Origin of the sequence: Marinobacter sp. AL4B (assembly GCF_019916045.1) — a bacterium.
Classification (GTDB): Bacteria; Pseudomonadota; Gammaproteobacteria; order Pseudomonadales; family Oleiphilaceae; genus Marinobacter.
In genome coordinates this window covers 314,186-332,242 of the sequence record NZ_JAILWZ010000013.1, presented here as the reverse complement: position 1 = coordinate 332,242, position 18,057 = coordinate 314,186, and the positions used below count along the sequence as shown (strand labels likewise).

The following is an 18,057-nucleotide window of genomic DNA, read 5'->3' as shown; positions in this document are numbered from 1 at the left end:
AGACCTTTGTGCGTTATCCCGCAAACAGCCAAGCCGATATAATTAGGCGTAAGTATCCGCTGCTTGCCTATGGGAAAGGTGTATCTGATGAATCGTCTGAATTTAAGCCCTCTAACTGAATCAGCAACTTTGTTGCGCCGCATCGCGGTGGTGCTGGGTTCGGTTGGGTTGACGGCTGTCTACTCGCTGTTGATCTTGCTGCGAGCCCTGTTTGGCCAACTGAACCGACCTATAGTGGATAAGTACTGCAGGGAGTGGTCGGCTACCTTGCTAAGATTGGTCCGCGCCAGTTTGACGGTTCGGGGCGAAGTGCCGGATTTCAACGATGGCCGCAGCTACATCATCATGTGCACCCACGCCAGCCACTACGACATTCCCATCAGTTTTGTGTCTTTTCCAGGCTCCATTCGAATGTTGTCTAAGCAGGAGTTGTCTCGAATTCCATTGCTCGGGCAGGCCATGGCGGCGGCAGAGTTTCCATGGATCAATCGCTCCAATCGCGCGGAAGCGGTTCAGGATCTGGAAAAGGCCAAGTCGATGATGGAAAGCGGTATTGTGCTCTGGGCTGCGCCAGAGGGAACCCGCTCACCGGATGGTCAGTTATTGCCTTTCAAGAAAGGATGTTTCCATTTGGCGTTCGATACCGAAGCGGTCATTGTACCGGTCGCCATTCGGGGGGTGCATAAGGTACTGCCGGCACGGAGTCTTCAGATCAATCTGGGGCAGCCAGTGGATGTTCGGGTTGGTGCCATCCTCGATACGGCAGGCAAGAACAAGGACGAACTTCCAGAGGTGATGGAGGAAGTTCGGGCGCGCATGTTGGTTTTGCTGGGCGATGGTGAGCCAGAGTAATCTCCGGCCCCTCAGGCGTCGTGATCAGGCCGCTGAAACCACAGTGGAGAACAGGTAGCCGGTGTAAGCGATGTAGGCCGTCAGCAGGAGTACCCCGTCGACGCGCGAGATGAGTCTGCGCCAACCTGTGATGCCGAATCCCATTACTAGCAATGCGATGGTTAAACCGAGCATGAGAGTCCAGTCTCGATACAATACTTCGGGATCAACCGATAGGGGTTGAATAGTGGCTGCCAGCCCTACTACAGCCAATGTGTTGAATATGCCTGAGCCCAGAATGTTGCCGAGAATCAGATCGTGCTCGTTCTTTTTGACTGCGGCCAGGGCGGATGCCAGTTCGGGCAGTGAGGTGCCAATGGCGACAATGGTTAAACCAATAACCAGATCACTGATGCCAAGTGCCTGTGCTATGGTGATCGCACCCCACACCAGTATGCGGGAGCTGACGATCAGCAGAATCAGTCCGACCACCAGCCAGATAATGGCGTTTTTCATTGGCATCGGGTGGCTAATCAGCTCGGCATCGATGCCCTCTGCTATCGGATCACTCTTGCCCTTGATGCCTTGGTAGATGGACCAGCCCATAACGGCCGCGAAGACGCCCAGAAGCACCCAGCCGTCGAGCCGCGATAGTTCACCGTCTAATAACTGCGCGCCCGCGATCAGCGTGAGCACCACCAGCAGGGGAAGTTCTTTGCGGATAACCTGAGAGTGCACGGCAATAGGTGCAATGAGCGCGGTGAGGCCGACAATCAAAGCAATATTGGTGATGTTTGAGCCGTAACCATTACCGAGTGCCAACCCCGGATTGCCGTCGGAAGCGGCCATAGCCGAAACCGCAAGCTCGGGAGCCGAGGTGCCGAATCCGATGATCACCATGCCAATCAGCAAGGTGGGCATGCCCAAATGTTTGGCGGTGGCTGCTGCGCCTTCAACAAATTTATCGGCACTCCAAACCAAGAGAACCAGCCCCAGAATAATGGCGCCAATAGCCATCAACATAGATAAACCTCGATTCAAAATTCAGAACACTTTTCGCGCAAGGCGCTAAGTATGGATGCCGGACAAGATACAGCAAGTCTGTATTTAAGGTCAGCCCCGGGAACGCAGGATTTTCCCATATAAGCAATGACCCGCATTAACAGGAAAACGGTATCAGACTAAAGTGGCGCTGATATTGTTAACAAAAGACGAGAGAATCGCGTCTCGTGACAATCTTCAGACCAGCCCCGCATGCTCAAAACCAATTTGCATGCAGTTGGCAATCGCAATTTATTATTCCGGCAAAAAGCGGGATAATGCGCACAATTTCGACAGAAAGCATCAGGCTGCGCCCTTTACCTCGCGCAGTGTCAGCTTTCGACAGACCGCTTTGCTGATCGTGGAGCGGTGCCAAGCTCAACATTAGCTAAGGTGGGAATCAATGGCCGTTAGACAGGCAGATGTAGTGCTGGTCGGTGGGGGCGTCATGAGCGCAACCCTCGGCGTGATGCTCAAGCAGCTTGATCCGTCTCTGGATATTGTCATGCTGGAGCGTCTGGATCACGTTGCTCACGAGAGCACTGATGGATGGAACAACGCAGGTACTGGCCACGCGGGTTACTGCGAACTGAACTACACACCTGAAACGGACGATGGCGACGTAGAAATCGCGCGAGCGTTGCAAATCAACGCCCAGTTTGAAGTGTCGCTACAGCTTTGGTCTCACCTTGTAGAACAGGGCATTCTGCCTGAGCCTACCTCCTTTATTAACCGAACGCCGCACCAGAGCTTTGTCTGGGGTGAAGAGAATGTGGCGTTCCTGAAACGCCGTTTTGAGCGTTTGAAAGAACATCATCTGTTCCGTGAAATCGAGTACACCGAGAGCCCGAAAGATCTGGAAGCGTGGATGCCGTTGGTGGTTGGCAACCGCAATCCCATGGAGAAAGTGGCGGCTACCCGCATTAAGCATGGTTCGGATGTGGATTTTGGTTCTCTCACCCGGAGCATGGTCAAGTGGCTGGAAACTCAGCCGAACTTCGAGTTGATGACGAATTCACCGGTTTATTACATAGATCAGCGCGACAATGGCCGCTGGAAACTGCGAGTGAAGAACCAAAAAACCGGCGAAACTACCAAGCTGGAAGCGGGCTTTGTCTTCCTCGGTGCGGGTGGCGGGGCCTTGCCGCTGTTGCAGAAATCGGGCATTGATGAAGCGCGCGGATACGGCGGTTTCCCGGTGAGCGGTCAGTGGCTGGTGTGTCAGAAGCCTGAAATTGTTAATCAACACCATTCCAAGGTGTATGGCAAAGCACCGATTGGTGCGCCCCCTATGTCGGTTCCGCATTTAGACACCCGCATTATCAACGGTGAACCTGCGTTGCTATTCGGACCGTTTGCTGGCTTCACCACGCGCTTCCTTAAACAGGGCTCCGTGTTTGATTTGTTCGGCTCTGTCCGAGCCACGAATTTGCGCCCCATGCTTTCGGTGAGCAAGAGCAATATGGACCTGACCCGTTATTTGATTGGTGAAGTGTTCCAGTCTCATGGTGACCGTGTAGAGGCGTTGCGTAACTTCTTCCCGGACGCTAAAGAAGAAGATTGGAACTTGCAGATGGCTGGTCAGCGCGTACAGATCATCAAGCAAACCAAAGAAGGCGGCGGCAAGCTCGAGTTTGGTACTGAAATCGTAGCTGCGAAGGATGGTACGCTGGCGGCCCTTCTTGGCGCGTCACCGGGAGCATCCACGGCCGCTAACGCGATGCTGAATGTCCTCGAGCGCTGCTTCCCTGAAAAAATGCAGACGGATGAGTGGCAAGAGCGCATGAAGACGCTGGTGCCGTCTTACGGTCAATCCTTGGTAGAAAATGAAGAGCTTCTGAACACTGTTCGTGAGCGGACGCTGAAAACGCTTCAGTTGCGCTGAGACGTTCTATAAAGCCCGGTGCCGGGAGGCATCGGGCTGGTTAATCACTCGCTGTGTTCTTTGATCAGAGTTGGCTGAAAGCCGCGTCGAAATCTTTGGCGGCTGCATCGGTAAACTCGAAGTTGTCCCGAATATACCCCAGCGTTGCCTTTTCTGTGTCGGTCACGCCCTGTCCGTCCTGAGCCGACTTCAACAGATCAGCCACCTCGTCTTTTGATAGTTTGCCTTCCCCCTTTCCCGTTGTGTGCTTGCGCGCGAGTTCCAACAATTCTTTTTCGTATTTCTGACCATCAATCGTTTCGTAAGCCATAGCTCAGCTAACTCCATTCAACATTAACAATGAGTCGCCCGGAGCCTCGAGACTCCGCCGCCGGCAGGCAAACGAACGCAAGCGCTCTACGGCAAGCCTGACTTATTTATCCAAGCACAAGCTTCCGGGTTGCGCAAATAATGAAGTTGGTCACGTAGATCGCCGCCGACAGTGAGGTTCGAAACTTCACTGTCGGCGCTTACGGTCTTTGCTTAGCTATGTTTCAACACAGTATTCAATCAATGATCTTCTGCTCACGTGCCATCGCATAAGCGGCTTTAGGTCCAAGCCACAGTGACGGCAGCAGAATGAATGACACCGGAATCGCTGTGATCACGATGAACTGCTGCAAAACGCCGATTTGACCGGAGCCCATGTACAGTAAAATGCCGGCCATGACGGCCATGGCTACACCCCAGAACGCGCGAACAAACGTTTTTGGCTGATCGTGGCCAGAGCTTACAACAGCGATGGAGTAGCTCATTGAGTCACCCGTAGTTGCAACGAAAACGGTTGTCAGGACCAAGATGGCAAAAGCCATAAAGCCACCACCCGGTAGCGCTTGTGCAACGGTCAGTGTTGCCACGTCAAACCGGAAGTTGTTGAGCGCTTCGGCGAGATCGATGACGCCGGTTAATTGATAGTAGATGCCTGATCCGCCCAGCAGAGTGAACCACAATGTAGTCGCAATAGGGGCCATAACCGCTACCGCGAGGATCATTTCACGAATACTGCGGCCGCGCGAAATGCGGGCAACGAAAATGGCCATCAGCGGTGCATAGCCGATAAACCAAGCGAAGAAGAACACCGTCCACCACTTCATCCACCAGCCCGGGGCGGTGTTTGCGGTCATCGTGGCCATTTCAATGAAGGAGGAAACGTATTCGCCCATGCTCTGGAAGTAGGTGTTGGTCAGATAAAGGGTAGGACCGAATACGAAAATAATGGCAGCGATGGCCAAAGCCAGAAAGACGTTCATCCGGCTTAGGAACTGGATGCCGCGATGGACACCGGTGATTGCGGAGGTCACGTAGATAACTGCAAGAACCGTCAGGATCGCCATTTTTGTTCCGAGGCCGTCGGGCAGTCCAAACAGTTCGCTCAGGCCAAAACTCATTTGGGTGGCAAGAAATCCGATAGGCCCCACGGTACCGGCCACGATGGCGATGACACAGCAAGCATCGATGATACTGCCTACCCAGCCACTCATGATGCGCTCACCGAACACGGGGTAGAGCAGAGTACGAGGTTGCAGCGGTTTGTCTTGCACGTAGTGAGCGTGGGCAAGAATTATGGCGGCCAGTGTGCCGAGCACCGCCCAAGCCAAAAAGCCCCAGTGCATAAATGATTGCGCCATTGCACCAGCCACAGCTTCGGCTGTTCCGGGTTCGGTTGTGAATGCCGGAGGCGTCACTACGAAGTGGTATACAGGCTCTCCAGCCGCAAAGAACACACCGCCCCCGGCCAGTAATGTGCACATGATGATGGATAGCCAGCGGAAAGTGCTCATTTCCGGACGGTCCAGATTACCGATTTTGGCTTTGGCTGCGGGAGTGCAGGCTAGGCCGATAGCAATAAAGAAGGTGGCTAGAAGTAACATCTGGAAGTAAGTGCCGAAGACCTTGGCGGTCCAGGTGAAGCCGCTACCGATTGCGTCGGCCACGCCTTTAATGTCAAACAAAGAAAAACCGACAAACAGTGCAATAAAGCCAACACTGAGCATCAGTACCACGGGGTCACCAAGCTGAGCTATGGAATAGTCTCTGCCTGATTTCTGATTACCCTGAGCCATCACGTAAACCTTTTTTAATGCGTCATTAAAACTTGGCGCGGGACAGTGCCATAAATGCCCCTTGAATACCAATGCTCGTCCGTATTTCTTCTATACGCATATTACGAAGACTAAAAGCTGTCTGAGTGCAGCTTTGGCTTTATTTTAGCGTAGTTAGTTATCAGGCACATACTGGGATAGGGTTGCAGGGAGCCCTGTATTAAGCCGCGTGGGGTATCTCTTATTGCTCTCAGCGGAAACTCTCGGATTCAAAGTTTTTGCGGCCACGTTCCATGGCGCGGCGCGTCATCCGCAAGAAAAAGGTCGGCATCGCGTTGGAAAGCCGGCCCAGGAACTTGTCCTGCCAAGGCAGGAAGTATTCCAAAGGTTGTTTTTTTAGAACCGGCCCCAGCACTGCCTGAGCGACTTCCTCCGGCGTTAACGCCCGGCTGCTGGCGAAGGTCAGTGCGGAATTTTCGTCGCCGCGTTGCTGTTCCAGCATGGCGGTTTTGACCGGCCCCGGCCCGACCAGCGACACCGCAATACCATGACGACGAAGATCGCCGGCGGCCGCAATGCTGAAGCCGCGAACTGCAAATTTGCTGGTGGCGTAAACTGCGTTACCCGGCACGGGGCACAAGGAAGCCAGTGATCCTATGTTAATAACATGACCGCGATAGCCGCTGGACAGCATATGGGCGGCGGCCGCGTTGGTGCCAAAGATCACGCCTTTCACGTTCACGTCTAACGTCAGGTTGATGTCGTTGCTGTCCAGCTCGCCGGTACGACCACTGCGCAGCACACCGGCTCCATTGATCAATACGTCTACTTTTACGTGTTCGGAAGCAAGGCGTTGGAATAATGCCTGCCACTGATCGTTGTCACGAACGTCGAGCGTTTCGCAGCGTACCGCGCTTTGGTTTTCCCACCGCTTGGCGAGCCCCTCTGCGTTCATGTCGGCGGCGATAACGCTGTGGCCGCTCTGAATCGCTTGCTCAATGATGCAAGCGCCTATGCCGCATGCGGCACCCGTAACCATTATTAACATTGATGTTCCTCGTGACCGGACAGGCCATCATTGTTCGGCGGATTTCTAATAACAACGGTGACAAATTCCCTTATCACCTGCTTGACACGGACTGCCATGTTTTTAACACTTTGCGCCAGGCCGTCGATGTTGAGAATGATATGACCGTTCGCCGCCGATCTATTCCGGCCAGCTTTGCCCTTGCGCTCTATGAGTATCTTGACCAGCGTGGCATCGACTCTGATGCGCTTTTGTCGGTGCCTAGGCCGTCGCAGGACACCTTATTAAATGCAGACCTGCCGATAGAGCTCTGGCGCCAACTGCTTGAATGTGCCGCGCAGCATTTGGATGACCCACAACTGGGGCTGCACCTCGGACAAACCATCATGCCGCGCCATGCGGGGGTGCTCGGCTATGTCATTATGGCGTCTCAAAACCTCGGGGAAGCCATTGCCCACTTCCACCGTTACCAGCGACTGATCTACGATGTTACGCCGTTGATCGTCCGTCAGGATGAGGATGTGATGGAGTTGGTCTGGGATGCGGAGCACGGCCGGCCGGGGCCATTGGTGGATGAAACTGCCGTCACAGCGCTGGTCAATTTCATTCGACGTCTGACTTTTTCGGGTCTCGTGCCGAAGCGAGTGGATTTTATAAATGCCACTCCCGCAAACATGGATGCCTACACCGAATACTTCGGTTGCCCGGTAAGGTTCGAGCAGCAAGAAACCGTGATTTGTTTAGCGACAGATACCTTGGGTCACCCTCTACATACCTCTGACCCTACGATGCTGACCATGCTGGAAGCTCAGGCTGATGCGCTGTTGGCCCGCTTGCCGCTAAAATCGCCGTTGGTCGATGATGTGCGCCGGCGAATTGGACGACTGTTGTCGGAACAGCAACCTGATATTGGAACCGTCGCCGCCGGCATGGGTGTATCCACGCGCACGCTGCAACGTCAATTAGCGTCGGAAGGCACCAGCTTTCTGAAAGAGGTTGCTGCAGTACGGCGCGAAGTTGCTGAGCGCTACTTGCGGGAAACCAACTTGGGGTTGGTCGATATTGCGCTGGTACTGGGTTATTCGGAGCACAGTGCGTTCACGCGTAGTTTTATCCGATGGACCGGGATGACGCCGATTGCGTATCGGCGTGAAGGGTCTAGGAGCTAGCTCCCCGTAGCATGGCTTGCAGTAATTCTTCGGCATCAAACTTGGTTAGGGCCTCGTTGGCCCCGACTTGATTGGCATAGCTAAGGCTCATCTCGCTGTTCAGCGAGGTGTGCAAAATGATGTAAGGCTGTTTGAGGGAAGAGTTATCTCGTACATTGAACGCCAGTTCATAGCCATCCAGTCCCGGCATTTCGATGTCGCTGACTAATATCTCGATGGGATGCCCTGAGTCCTGTTCTTTGAGCAATATTTCGAGTGCGTCGCTACCGTTAGTGGTGACGTGGTAGTGAATACCTTTGCTATCGAGAACATCGGATAGTTGCTTACGGGCGACCTGAGAGTCGTCGACCAGCAGAATATTCAGGGAACCGAGTGTTTCACTCTGCACATCCGAGAGCATCACCTCTTGAGTGTCGAGAGACTCCGGGTACACCTTGGCCAACAAGAGTTCCACGTCCAACAGCTGAATGATATTGCCGCCAGCATCGAGCAGCCCGGTAATAAAGACGTTAGCGCCAAGAGCTTTGGGCGGCGGCATCACGCTTTTCCAGTCAGTCTCGATAATTTGCTGAACGCCGCGTACCAAAAAGCCGATTTCCTGCCGTTGGATGTCAGTCACTATGATAGATGCGTTCTCCTGCTCTTCTTTGGTGAGAGCCGGATAGCCAACGGCCGCTGACATGTCAATCACCGGCACCGTAGAGTCTCGAAAAGTCGCAGTACCAATCACCGCATGATGGCTGTGGGGCAGTCTGGTCAAGCGACGGAAGGGCAGTATTTCGCGGATTTTCAGCGTACCGATACCAAATAGTCGAGAACCGAACAGGCGGAACAGCAGAAGTTTCTGGGACTGCTTCGCTTGGCTGGACATAAACGGATCCTGAAACGAAAGAAAACTCCGGTTCGGAGCTCTTGATGTGATTGGAATTTATGGAGTCATAAACCAAAAAAGCCCCTGAAGTCAGGGGCTTTTTCTGGGTATTTGGTGGAGACGGCGGGAATTGAACCCGCGTCCGCCAGCACTATGCCTTGAGATCTACATGTTTATGTCCTTCTATTGATTTAACCTCAAGCGACCCGAAGGCCAGGGTGCAGGAGGCGAGTTCTTTAAATCTTAGCCGCTAGCCAGTGAACTCTGGATAACGGAGCATCCCGTAAGCGATGACGTCCTGAGATGTTGCTTCCGGGCTACGGGCGACCCGGTCAGGACGACTAGCAGCTTACGCTGCTAGTGCGTAGTTTTCGTCGTTTGCGACTATTGCATTGCAGCTTTGGATTAACGAGATTCGCTGCCATCTCGACATGCACCCAAGGGTTCGCCACCAGCGTCGAAGCCATGTCGTCCCCTTATCCACAGTATATGTGGGCGCCTTGCATAACTTCAAGGCTTGTTTGTTGTGGTTTGTACGATCAGCCGGCGTTTTCCCGCATGATCCGTTGCTTCTGACGGTTCCAGTCGCGCTCTTTCTCGGTGGCACGCTTGTCGAACAGCTTCTTGCCTTTCACCAAGGCGATTTCGCATTTCACCTTGTTGCCTTTCCAGTAAAGCGCGAGAGGCACGCATGTTTGGCCTGCCTGACTGGTTTCTCCGATCAGCTTGGCCAGCTCTTTTGCGTGCAGGAGTAGCTTGCGCGTGCGGGTTGGGTCCGCAATCACGTGAGTGGAGGCTGCAGTCAGCGGCTGAAAGTGTGCGCCTAGCAAAAAGGCCTCGCCGTCCTTTAAAAGCACGTAGGCGTCTGTGATTTGGCCTTTGCCAGCGCGCAACGATTTAACTTCCCAGCCGAGCAGGGCAATGCCCGCTTCGAAGCGTTCCTCTACATGGTATTCATGTTTCGCCTTTTTATTGAGGGCGATGGTGCTGCTGGGCATACCAGGCTTTTTCTTGCTCATGAAACCTTCTCGGAATCTGAAAAATGAATTTGCTGACCAAGTATCGGGTGGCTCGCAAAACGGGCATTGTAGCCCAGTAGGGCTAGACGGGTCACGATTTGCTCTTGAATGGCCGGTCGGCATTCGTACCTAGCCCTCGCTGTCGGCTACAATAACGAGCCTTTTGACATTAGGGACCAAAATGTCGAGTAAGTATCAGACATCTATCGGGTCGTTTACCCGAAAATCAACCTTCTTCTGGGCCTCGGTGGGCGCAACCGTGGGGCTCGCCAATTTGTGGCAGTTTCCATATCTCGCCAGTGTTCATGGTGGTGGTTTGTTTGTGTTGGCGTATTTGGTTTGCCTGCTGGCGGTCACGCTACCACTAATGGTTACCGAGGCTGTAATTGGCCGGCACTCTCGCCACGGAATGGTGCTGGCGATGGATGGGCTGGTTAAGAACGCCGGAGGGTCGCCGGTGTGGCGCTTGGCTGGGCCGTTAAGCATCCTGGCATCATTTTTAGTGCTTTCGTTTACGGCGGTGTTTGGCGGGATTGTTGTTGCCTACATTTTCTTTGGCGCAACCGACAGTTTCGGGGGCGGCAACGCGGCAGAAGCCACAGAGATTCTCGCGGACCTGGTGTCGAGTTCGGGGCGCTACCGGGAGTTTATGGGCTGGCATGCCTTCTTCTTATTATTGGTGTTATGGGTGTCTGCCCGAGGTGTGGTGAGTGGGGTAGAGCGCTCACTGCGGATGATTGTGCCCGGCGGTTTGGTGTTAATGCTGGGGCTCTTTGGGGTGGCGGCAACACATGGCCAGTTATCATCGGGCGTTGATAGCATTCTGGTTATGCGCCCCAAAGAGTTTGGGCTCGAAAGCGTTCAAGCTGCGTTCTTCCACGCTTTTTTCACGCTGGGCTTGGGCGTGGGCGTGTGGGCCATTTTTGGAGCCTATAGTACCTCGCATACCCGGTTAAAGCGCTCACTGCTGGCAGTTGTCTTGATGGATACATTAATTGCCATTGTTGTCGGCGTGATGATGTTTTCCGTGGCGTCAGGCAGTGGCAGTCTCGATGGGCAACACGGTTTTGGACTCTTGTTCGTTTCACTGCCGGTTACACTCGCCCCGGCTCCGTTCAGCCAAGTTGTTATTGCCGCGGTGTTTTTGGCGGTCATGCTGGTGGTTTGGGCAACTTCGATAGCGTTGTTGGAGTCGGTCGTCGCTTGGTTTCGGGAATGGACGGGGGCGCCCAGAACCTGGACGGTGATTATTGTGGGAGCCGCGGTTTGGCTCGTCGGGTTGGCCTCTTTGTTTTCATTCAACATATGGTCTGAATACTCGCTGGGGGGAGCTACAACCTATCGCTGGATAGAGTTGATTGCGGGTGGCGTATTGATACCCACGGTGGCTATTCTGGTTGCGACCTTTGCCGGATGGGGGCTGACTAAACGTTATTCTGCGGGCATGTTGGGCGTTGTGCCTGCACTATTCCGCAAGGTGTGGCTTTGGTCGATGCGGCTGGTACTGCCGTTGGTCGTAGCTTGGATAGGTGTTCAATACACGGCGGTCTCGTTGGCGAACTTGTGCGAAAATGGCAATGCGGCGGTTTGGTGCTCGACAAATCAAGGCCCGGTTGCTGAAGAACCGGTCGAACCCGAGCTTGAATCAGACTCTGAATCTCAGGATGAGGTTGGTGAGGATTCGGGCGTAACAACCTCGACGAAAGCGAGCACGAGTGAAGACGTAAATCGAGAGCAGGCGGCTCCCGGCGAAGAAGATATCCTTTATCATAGTGTTTAGCGGATCGGCCAGGCTCACCTTGGCGCGATGACATTGAAAGGTAGGAATTCCGGTTTTATGGCTCATCAGATAGACAAAACAGCGCTGGTCATGCATTCATCGGAACGTATGTTCCACTTGGTCAATGATATAGCGCGCTACCCTGAGTTTTTACCTTGGTGCGCCGGGGCCGAGGTACATAAACAAACTGACCAAGAGATTATGGCGTCGTTGGAAATCGCCAAGGGGGGCGTGCGGCACACGCTCACCACTTGTAATCAGTTGTTGATGCCCGAATCGATTGAAATGAAATTGGTGGAAGGTCCGCTTAAGAATCTGACCGGCCGCTGGCATTTTCGGTCGCTGGATTCTAATGCTTGTAAGGTGATTCTGAGTTTGGAATTTGAATTCTCCGGGTCGCTGTCTCGAATGACGTTCGGACCGGTCTTTAACCAAGCCGCGAACACTATGGTGGATGCCTTCTGTCGCCGTGCCGATGAAGTGTATAGAGCAGGGGAGCTTTGCTGATGCGCGTTGAAGTGGCCTATGCGCGGCCAGATAAACAGCAAATTTTGGAAGTTGCTGTGCCTGAGGGTACAACGGCGCTAGAGGCCGTAAAAGTATCAGGCATCGTCGATGTGTTCCCCGAAATCAATCCTGACGAAATCGATATGGGAATTTTCGGTAAGGTTGTGAAAAAGCCGGCTAGCCAGGTTCTGAGTGAAGGTGATCGAGTGGAGCTTTACCGGCCATTAATCATAGATCCCAAGCAGGCCCGGCTAAACCGAGCCAAGAAAAAGACCTGAGTTATTAATACGCTGGAGTTTCTTCCAGCAGCTTGGCCTCGTGATGGAGGTAGGTGTTTTCATCGTAGTGCACAACGATACGCTGCTCTTCGATGTCACCGCCTCGGCGCTGGAACGTATAAATGTAGTATTCCTGTGACGGATCAACTGGGTTTAGCGTCAAGGGCGTTCCTAGCAGCGCGTGGACTTGGCTCCGTTGCATGCCTTCGGACAAGCTGGACAGTTCTTCGTCAGTGACAATATTGCCCTGTTGGACGTTGATTTTGTAAACGCCCGGGAAAACACATCCCGCCAGAGATATAATGCTAATAAGAACGATAGCGGTGAGCTTTTGCATCGCTTAGGGAAATCCTCTATCTTGAGTTCGCCTGCCTGGAGCAGGTGTGAAACGGGCTAACCGTTGAACGGCGGCTTCATCATACCGGAAGCCGTAAGGCACACCAAAGAGTGAATACTAGCATGTCATCTGAAAACACCGAATTACGAAAAGTCGGTCTTAAGGTAACTCTTCCGAGAGTTAAGATCTTCAATATCCTTGAGAATGCTAAAGAGCATCATTTGAGTGCCGAGGATGTCTATAAAAAACTGTTAGACCAAGGCGACGACGTGGGATTGGCAACTGTGTATCGGGTGCTGACTCAATTCGAAACTGCAGGGCTGATTCTCCGGCACAATTTCGAAGGCGGACATGCCGTGTTCGAGATGGCTGGTGATGACCACCATGACCACATGGTGTGCACTCAGACCGGCGAAGTTGTCGAGTTTGTCGATGAAGTGATCGAAGAGCGTCAGAAGAAAATTGCCGCAGAGCACGGCTACGAAATCGTCGAACACAGCCTGATTTTGTACGTTAGGCCAATAAAATCTGACGATAAGTAAGCGAAAGCAATAAAAAAAGGGGCCGGCATAGGCGGGCCCCAAAAACTCTCGAAATCGAGAGGGGATTCTTTACCTAGTGATGGGTTGCCTGGCCTTTCACGACCATTTCTTTCGCGTGCGCGATGGTTTGTTCTGTCATGTCTACGCCGCCCAGCATTCGGGCCACCTCATCAATTCTGCCTTGGTCGTTCAGTGCTTCGATGCGCGAGAAAGTGGCTTCTTTTTCTGTAAATTTACTCACGAACAGATGTTGATGGCTTTGCGCTGCCACTTGCGGTAGGTGAGTTACGCAAAGCACTTGTCCATTGCTTCCCAGAGATCGCAGCAAGCGACCAACCACTTCGGCGGTGCCACCGCCAATGCCAACGTCCACTTCGTCGAATACCAATGTGGGCGTTGTTGAAGTTTGCGCAACAACAACTTGAATCGCGAGGCTGATCCGAGACAATTCACCACCAGATGCGACTTTTGCCAGTGGTCGGGCCGGTTGGCCGGGGTTGGCGCTGACCAGAAATTCAATGTCCTCCAAGCCGTGCGGCGCTGGATCGCCTTCTTTGTCCCTGTTCAAATGGGTGACAAACTGCACAGATGGCATGCTCAGTTGAGCCAATTCGTGGGCAATGCGCTGGTCCAGCTCTGCGGCTGCCTGCTCGCGTTTGGCTGACAATTGCGCTGCAACCGCGTCAAACTTGGCTTTAAAGCTTTCCATTTCCGCTTCGAGTTGCTCGAGACTGCCTGCGCCGCCGTCTAATTCCTCCAGCTCGGCCCGTAAGCGTTGGTGCAGTTCAGGCAGTTCTTCTGGCCCAATTCGATGTTTGCGTGCCATTTGGTAAACGGCGCTCAAGCGCTCTTCAATTTCGGCGAGTCGTGTTGGGTCCGCTTCATAATCGTCAACAAAACGTCGCAGGTTGTCGCCCGCTTCGGAAATCTGAATCTGGGCTTCGTTGAGCATTTGTAAAGTGTCGATAAGCTCGGGTACTTCAACAGGCAATTGTTCTAGCAGTTGGAGTGCCTGGCGCAGGCTGCTCGCAGCGCTGGTTTCATCCTCTGTGCAAAACTGCGCCGCCTGATGGCTGCAGTGTAAGATTGCGTCGGCCTGGCTAAGTTGTGCTTGTTCTTGCTCGAGAGCTTCTTGTTCGCCGTCGTCGAGCGCCAAGCGGTCGAGTTCTTCTACCTGATATCGCAGCAACTGAAGCTTGGCTTCGGTTTCATCGGCGTTTTGCTGGCGCTGGAGCAGTTTCTGCTGGGTTTGGTGCCAGTTTTTCCAGGCAGCTTTAGTTTGCTCGGCCAATTGTTCAGCGCCGGAAAAATCATCGAGTAATTTTCGATGGGTGTCTTTGCGAAGCAGTGATTGATGTTGATGCTGGCTGTGGATATCCATCAGCAGGCCGCCCAGTTCTTTCAATTGGGATAGCGGCGAGGGTTGGCCGTTGATAAACGCTTTGGAGCGCCCGTCTTTGCTGATGGTTCGGCGCAGGATGCATTCGCTTTTCTCGTCCAAGTCATGGCTTTCAAGCCACGCGCCAGCTTCCGGGATGCTCGAAATGTCGAAGCTGGCGGTGATATCAGCACGCTTGGCACCGTGACGCACGGCGCCGGCGTCTGCGCGGCCGCCCATGGCGAGGCCCAAGGCATCCAGAACAATGGATTTGCCAGCGCCAGTTTCTCCGGTCAGTGCTGTCATGCCCTTGTTGAACTGTAGTTCAACGCGTTCGGCGATGGCGTAGTTGGAAACGGTAAGTTGTGTAAGCATGCCGATACCTCCGCTTGGGCCCCGAGAGGGCTTCAAAAATAATACTGTTCGCTTATACAGTTGCTGTGAATATATACAGTGATTTTTGGGTTTGCAAATTTCGGCGGGTAAAAAATAGAAAGAATCCCTTGTTGAAAAGGTTGAATCTGATGGGCTGAACCCCATATCGGTTCGCAAAGCATATATTTCCTGCCGTTTTGAGCGGTAGGCTCTATTCGCCGCGTGCCTTCGGGCGCTGGAAAACGTATTGGGAGTGATCATGAGTGCTGACGATAAGCGCAACGAGCAAGTAGAAGAGCAGGTTGAGGTAGATGAAGTCGCGGCCAACGCTGAGCAGGACGCTCAGGCTGAGGCTGGTGAAGGTTCTGAGCTGGATGCGCTGAAAGCCCAGTTGCAGGAGCATCAGGATCAGGCTTTACGTGCTCAGGCAGAGATGCAGAATGTTCGTCGCCGGGCAGAGTTGGACGTTGAAAAGGCGCACAAGTTCGCCTTGGAAAAGTTCGTGAAGGAGCTGCTGCCCGTTGCTGACAGCCTGGAAAAGGCGGTTGAGAGCACCGAAGGTCAGGAAGAATCCGGCGAGTTGGTGGCTTCCATCCGCCAGGGTGCGGAAATGACTCTGGGCTTGTTTCTCGGCAGCCTTCAAAAGTTCAACGTCGAGCAGCTGAACCCGGTTGGTGAGCCGTTTGATCCGCAGCAGCATGAAGCCATGTCGATGGTTCCCGCGCCAGACGCGGAGCCCAACAGTGTTGTGGCAGTTGTGCAGAAAGGTTATCTGCTGAACGGTCGTGTCGTTCGCCCGGCCATGGTTGTGGTGGCGAAGGCAGAAAGTGCACCAAAAATCGACGAGCAGGCTTGAAAAACCGAATAAAGCGCCAATATAGCCATTAAACAGAAGCAACCGGGGTGTCATCACTTCGGGTAGATTTCAGCAAGATTTGGAGTGAATTTATGAGCAAGATTATCGGTATTGACCTCGGAACCACCAACTCCTGTGTAGCCGTAATGGACGGCGACAAGGTCAAGGTTATTGAAAACGCCGAGGGTGATCGCACCACCCCTTCCATCATTGCTTACACCGATGATGGCGAAACGCTGGTTGGTCAGTCAGCTAAGCGCCAAGCGGTTACTAACCCGCACAACACTTTGTATGCCATCAAGCGTTTGATCGGTCGTCGTTTTGAAGACGACGTGGTACAAAAAGACATCAAGATGGTTCCTTACAAAATCACCAAAGCAGACAACGGTGATGCGTGGGTAGATGTGAAAGGCCAGAAAATGGCTCCGCCGCAGATTTCAGCGGAAACGCTGAAGAAGATGAAGAAAACTGCTGAAGACTACCTGGGCGAAACAGTAAGTGCGGCAGTTATTACGGTTCCGGCTTACTTTAATGACAGCCAACGCCAAGCCACCAAAGACGCCGGTAAGATCGCGGGTCTGGAAGTTAAGCGGATTATCAACGAGCCGACTGCAGCTGCTCTGGCCTATGGCATGGACAAACAAAGCGGTGACCGCACAGTAGCCGTGTATGACTTGGGTGGCGGTACCTTTGACCTGTCCATCATCGAAATTGCCGACGTGGATGGCGAGCATCAGTTCGAAGTTCTGGCCACCAACGGCGACACCTTCCTGGGTGGTGAAGACTTCGACCTGAAGGTTATCGAATACCTGGCAGACCAGTTCAAGAAAGACAGTGGTATCGACCTGCGCGGTGACTCACTGGCGATGCAGCGTCTGAAAGAAGCTGCGGAAAAAGCCAAGATCGAATTGTCGAGCAGCCAGCAGACCGACGTGAACCTGCCATACGTTACCGCAGATGCGTCTGGTCCTAAGCACATGAACGTCAAGCTGACCCGTGCCAAGCTGGAATCTCTGGTAGAAGACCTGGTTCAGCGCAGCCTTGAGCCATGTAAAGTGGCGCTGAAAGACTCTGGTCTGAGTGCTTCTGAAATTGATGAAGTGATTCTCGTCGGTGGTCAGACTCGTATGCCACTGGTTCAGGAAAAAGTGAAAGAGTTCTTCGGCAAAGAGCCTCGTAAAGACGTGAACCCAGACGAAGCGGTAGCCATGGGTGCTGCAATTCAGGGTGCGGTTCTGTCTGGCGACGTTAAAGACGTTCTGCTGCTCGACGTAACTCCGCTGACCCTTGGTATCGAAACCATGGGTGGCGTAGCGACTCCGTTGATCGACAAGAACACCACGATTCCGACCAAGAAGTCCCAGACTTTCTCCACGGCGGATGACAATCAGACTGCGGTGACCATTCACGTAGTTCAGGGTGAGCGTAAGCAGGCTGCGCAGAATAAATCTCTGGGTCGTTTCGACTTGGCTGATATTCCGCCGGCACAGCGCGGTGTCCCGCAGATCGAGGTCACTTTCGATATCGATGCCAACGGTATTCTGAATGTGTCTGCAAAAGACAAAGCGACTGGCAAAGAGCAGTCCATCGTCATCAAGGCATCTTCTGGCTTGAACGACGACGAAATCGAAAAGATGGTGCAAGACGCCGAGGCGAATGCTGAGGAAGATCGCAAGTTTGAAGAGCTGATTCAGGCTCGCAACCAAGGCGACGGCATGGTTCACGCTGTACGCAAGACTTTGAGTGAAGCTGGCGACAAGGTGAGCGAAAGCGAGAAAGAGTCTATCGAAACTGCGATCAAGGATCTCGAGGAAGCTCTGACTGGCAGCGATAAAGATGATATCGAAGCCAAGACTCAGAAGCTGACTGAAGTGTCCTCAGAGTTGGCGCAGAAGATGTACGCGGATCAGGCTGAGCAAGCCGCAGGCCAGGAAGGCGAAGAAGCTCAGGCAGCAGACGATGCCGTCGATGCCGAGTTCGAAGAAGTCAAAGACGACAAGAAGTAAATCCTAAGTACATCAGGTAGTTGGAAAGCGCGGGCCGATGTCCGCGTTTTCCGCGTTATAGCAACAGGATTTTT

Annotated in this window: 17 protein-coding genes and 1 other RNA gene; 9 read left to right on the top strand and 9 right to left on the bottom strand. The window is 53.3% G+C overall.

Features of this window, described 5'->3' with window-relative positions; all coding sequences use genetic code 11:
- Window positions 1-87 precede the first annotated feature (87 nt).
- Window positions 88-852 (top strand): lysophospholipid acyltransferase family protein, encoded by a 765-nt coding sequence (locus K5L82_RS11835; RefSeq protein WP_223134287.1) that lies wholly within the window; start codon window positions 88-90, stop codon window positions 850-852.
- A gap of 24 nt (window positions 853-876) precedes the next feature.
- Here the strand turns inward: K5L82_RS11835 and K5L82_RS11830 are convergent, their stop codons facing one another.
- A complete protein-coding gene (locus K5L82_RS11830; protein ID WP_223134286.1) occupies window positions 877-1,854 on the bottom strand; it encodes a calcium/sodium antiporter in 978 nt (325 codons plus the stop codon).
- Between the two features lie 421 nt (window positions 1,855-2,275).
- Here K5L82_RS11830 and mqo point away from each other — a divergent pair, with 421 nt between their 5' ends.
- Window positions 2,276-3,757, top strand: a complete 1,482-nt coding sequence (gene mqo, locus K5L82_RS11825) for a malate dehydrogenase (quinone) (protein ID WP_133007394.1) — start codon at window positions 2,276-2,278, stop codon at window positions 3,755-3,757.
- A gap of 64 nt (window positions 3,758-3,821) precedes the next feature.
- On the opposite strand, the gene K5L82_RS11820 is transcribed toward mqo, so the two are convergent.
- The 3 genes from K5L82_RS11820 to K5L82_RS11810 all read right to left on the bottom strand — a co-directional run bounded on the left by K5L82_RS11820 (window position 3,822) and on the right by K5L82_RS11810 (window position 6,886).
- Window positions 3,822-4,067 carry a hypothetical protein gene (locus K5L82_RS11820; protein WP_223134285.1) on the bottom strand — a complete coding sequence of 82 codons (246 nt, stop codon included), beginning with the start codon at window positions 4,065-4,067 and terminating at the stop codon, window positions 3,822-3,824.
- Window positions 4,068-4,302: 235 nt separating this feature from the next.
- The gene (locus K5L82_RS11815; protein ID WP_133007396.1) at window positions 4,303-5,859 is read right to left on the bottom strand and encodes a BCCT family transporter; all 1,557 of its coding nucleotides are present in this window, start codon (window positions 5,857-5,859) and stop codon (window positions 4,303-4,305) included.
- A gap of 229 nt (window positions 5,860-6,088) precedes the next feature.
- On the bottom strand, window positions 6,089-6,886 hold the full coding sequence (locus tag K5L82_RS11810) for an SDR family NAD(P)-dependent oxidoreductase (protein ID WP_223134284.1): 798 nt from the start codon (window positions 6,884-6,886) through the stop codon (window positions 6,089-6,091).
- Window positions 6,887-7,026: 140 nt separating this feature from the next.
- On the opposite strand from K5L82_RS11810, the gene K5L82_RS11805 reads away from it, so the two are divergent.
- Window positions 7,027-8,034, top strand: coding sequence for an AraC family transcriptional regulator (locus K5L82_RS11805; RefSeq protein ID WP_223134283.1), 1,008 nt, complete (start codon window positions 7,027-7,029; stop codon window positions 8,032-8,034).
- On the opposite strand, the gene K5L82_RS11800 is transcribed toward K5L82_RS11805, so the two are convergent.
- The 3 genes from K5L82_RS11800 to smpB all read right to left on the bottom strand — a co-directional run bounded on the left by K5L82_RS11800 (window position 8,024) and on the right by smpB (window position 9,924).
- The gene (locus K5L82_RS11800) at window positions 8,024-8,905 is read right to left on the bottom strand and encodes a chemotaxis protein (protein ID WP_133007399.1); all 882 of its coding nucleotides are present in this window, start codon (window positions 8,903-8,905) and stop codon (window positions 8,024-8,026) included. The two genes, K5L82_RS11805 and K5L82_RS11800, sit on opposite strands and share 11 nt — an antisense overlap.
- 112 nt (window positions 8,906-9,017) lie before the next feature.
- Window positions 9,018-9,381, bottom strand: a transfer-messenger RNA (tmRNA) gene (gene ssrA, locus K5L82_RS11795).
- A 63-nt stretch (window positions 9,382-9,444) separates the two neighbouring features.
- Entirely contained in the window at window positions 9,445-9,924 is a 480-nt protein-coding gene (gene smpB / locus K5L82_RS11790; protein WP_133007417.1) for an SsrA-binding protein SmpB, read from the bottom strand.
- A 181-nt stretch (window positions 9,925-10,105) separates the two neighbouring features.
- Here smpB and K5L82_RS11785 point away from each other — a divergent pair, with 181 nt between their 5' ends.
- Genes K5L82_RS11785 through K5L82_RS11775 form a run of 3 tightly spaced genes read left to right on the top strand, consistent with a single transcriptional unit; the run spans window position 10,106 to window position 12,489 of the window.
- Entirely contained in the window at window positions 10,106-11,704 is a 1,599-nt protein-coding gene (locus tag K5L82_RS11785) for a sodium-dependent transporter (RefSeq protein ID WP_223134282.1), read from the top strand.
- A 57-nt stretch (window positions 11,705-11,761) separates the two neighbouring features.
- Complete coding sequence (locus K5L82_RS11780) at window positions 11,762-12,211, top strand: type II toxin-antitoxin system RatA family toxin (RefSeq protein WP_223134281.1); 450 nt, start codon at window positions 11,762-11,764, stop codon at window positions 12,209-12,211.
- The gene (locus tag K5L82_RS11775) at window positions 12,211-12,489 is read left to right on the top strand and encodes an RnfH family protein (RefSeq protein WP_223134280.1); all 279 of its coding nucleotides are present in this window, start codon (window positions 12,211-12,213) and stop codon (window positions 12,487-12,489) included. Before K5L82_RS11780 ends, K5L82_RS11775 begins: the two co-directional genes overlap by 1 nt.
- Before the next feature lie 4 nt (window positions 12,490-12,493).
- Here the strand turns inward: K5L82_RS11775 and K5L82_RS11770 are convergent, their stop codons facing one another.
- Window positions 12,494-12,826 (bottom strand): outer membrane protein assembly factor BamE, encoded by a 333-nt coding sequence (locus K5L82_RS11770; protein WP_223134279.1) that lies wholly within the window; start codon window positions 12,824-12,826, stop codon window positions 12,494-12,496.
- Window positions 12,827-12,948: 122 nt separating this feature from the next.
- Here K5L82_RS11770 and fur point away from each other — a divergent pair, with 122 nt between their 5' ends.
- Complete coding sequence (gene fur / locus K5L82_RS11765) at window positions 12,949-13,368, top strand: ferric iron uptake transcriptional regulator (protein ID WP_133007422.1); 420 nt, start codon at window positions 12,949-12,951, stop codon at window positions 13,366-13,368.
- A gap of 73 nt (window positions 13,369-13,441) precedes the next feature.
- Here the strand turns inward: fur and recN are convergent, their stop codons facing one another.
- The gene (recN, locus tag K5L82_RS11760) at window positions 13,442-15,121 is read right to left on the bottom strand and encodes a DNA repair protein RecN (protein ID WP_223134278.1); all 1,680 of its coding nucleotides are present in this window, start codon (window positions 15,119-15,121) and stop codon (window positions 13,442-13,444) included.
- A 259-nt stretch (window positions 15,122-15,380) separates the two neighbouring features.
- Here recN and grpE point away from each other — a divergent pair, with 259 nt between their 5' ends.
- Both grpE and dnaK read left to right on the top strand, forming a co-directional pair.
- Entirely contained in the window at window positions 15,381-15,977 is a 597-nt protein-coding gene (grpE, locus tag K5L82_RS11755; protein ID WP_223134277.1) for a nucleotide exchange factor GrpE, read from the top strand.
- Between the two features lie 92 nt (window positions 15,978-16,069).
- Entirely contained in the window at window positions 16,070-17,983 is a 1,914-nt protein-coding gene (gene dnaK, locus K5L82_RS11750) for a molecular chaperone DnaK (protein ID WP_133007425.1), read from the top strand.
- Window positions 17,984-18,057: the final 74 nt, after the last annotated feature.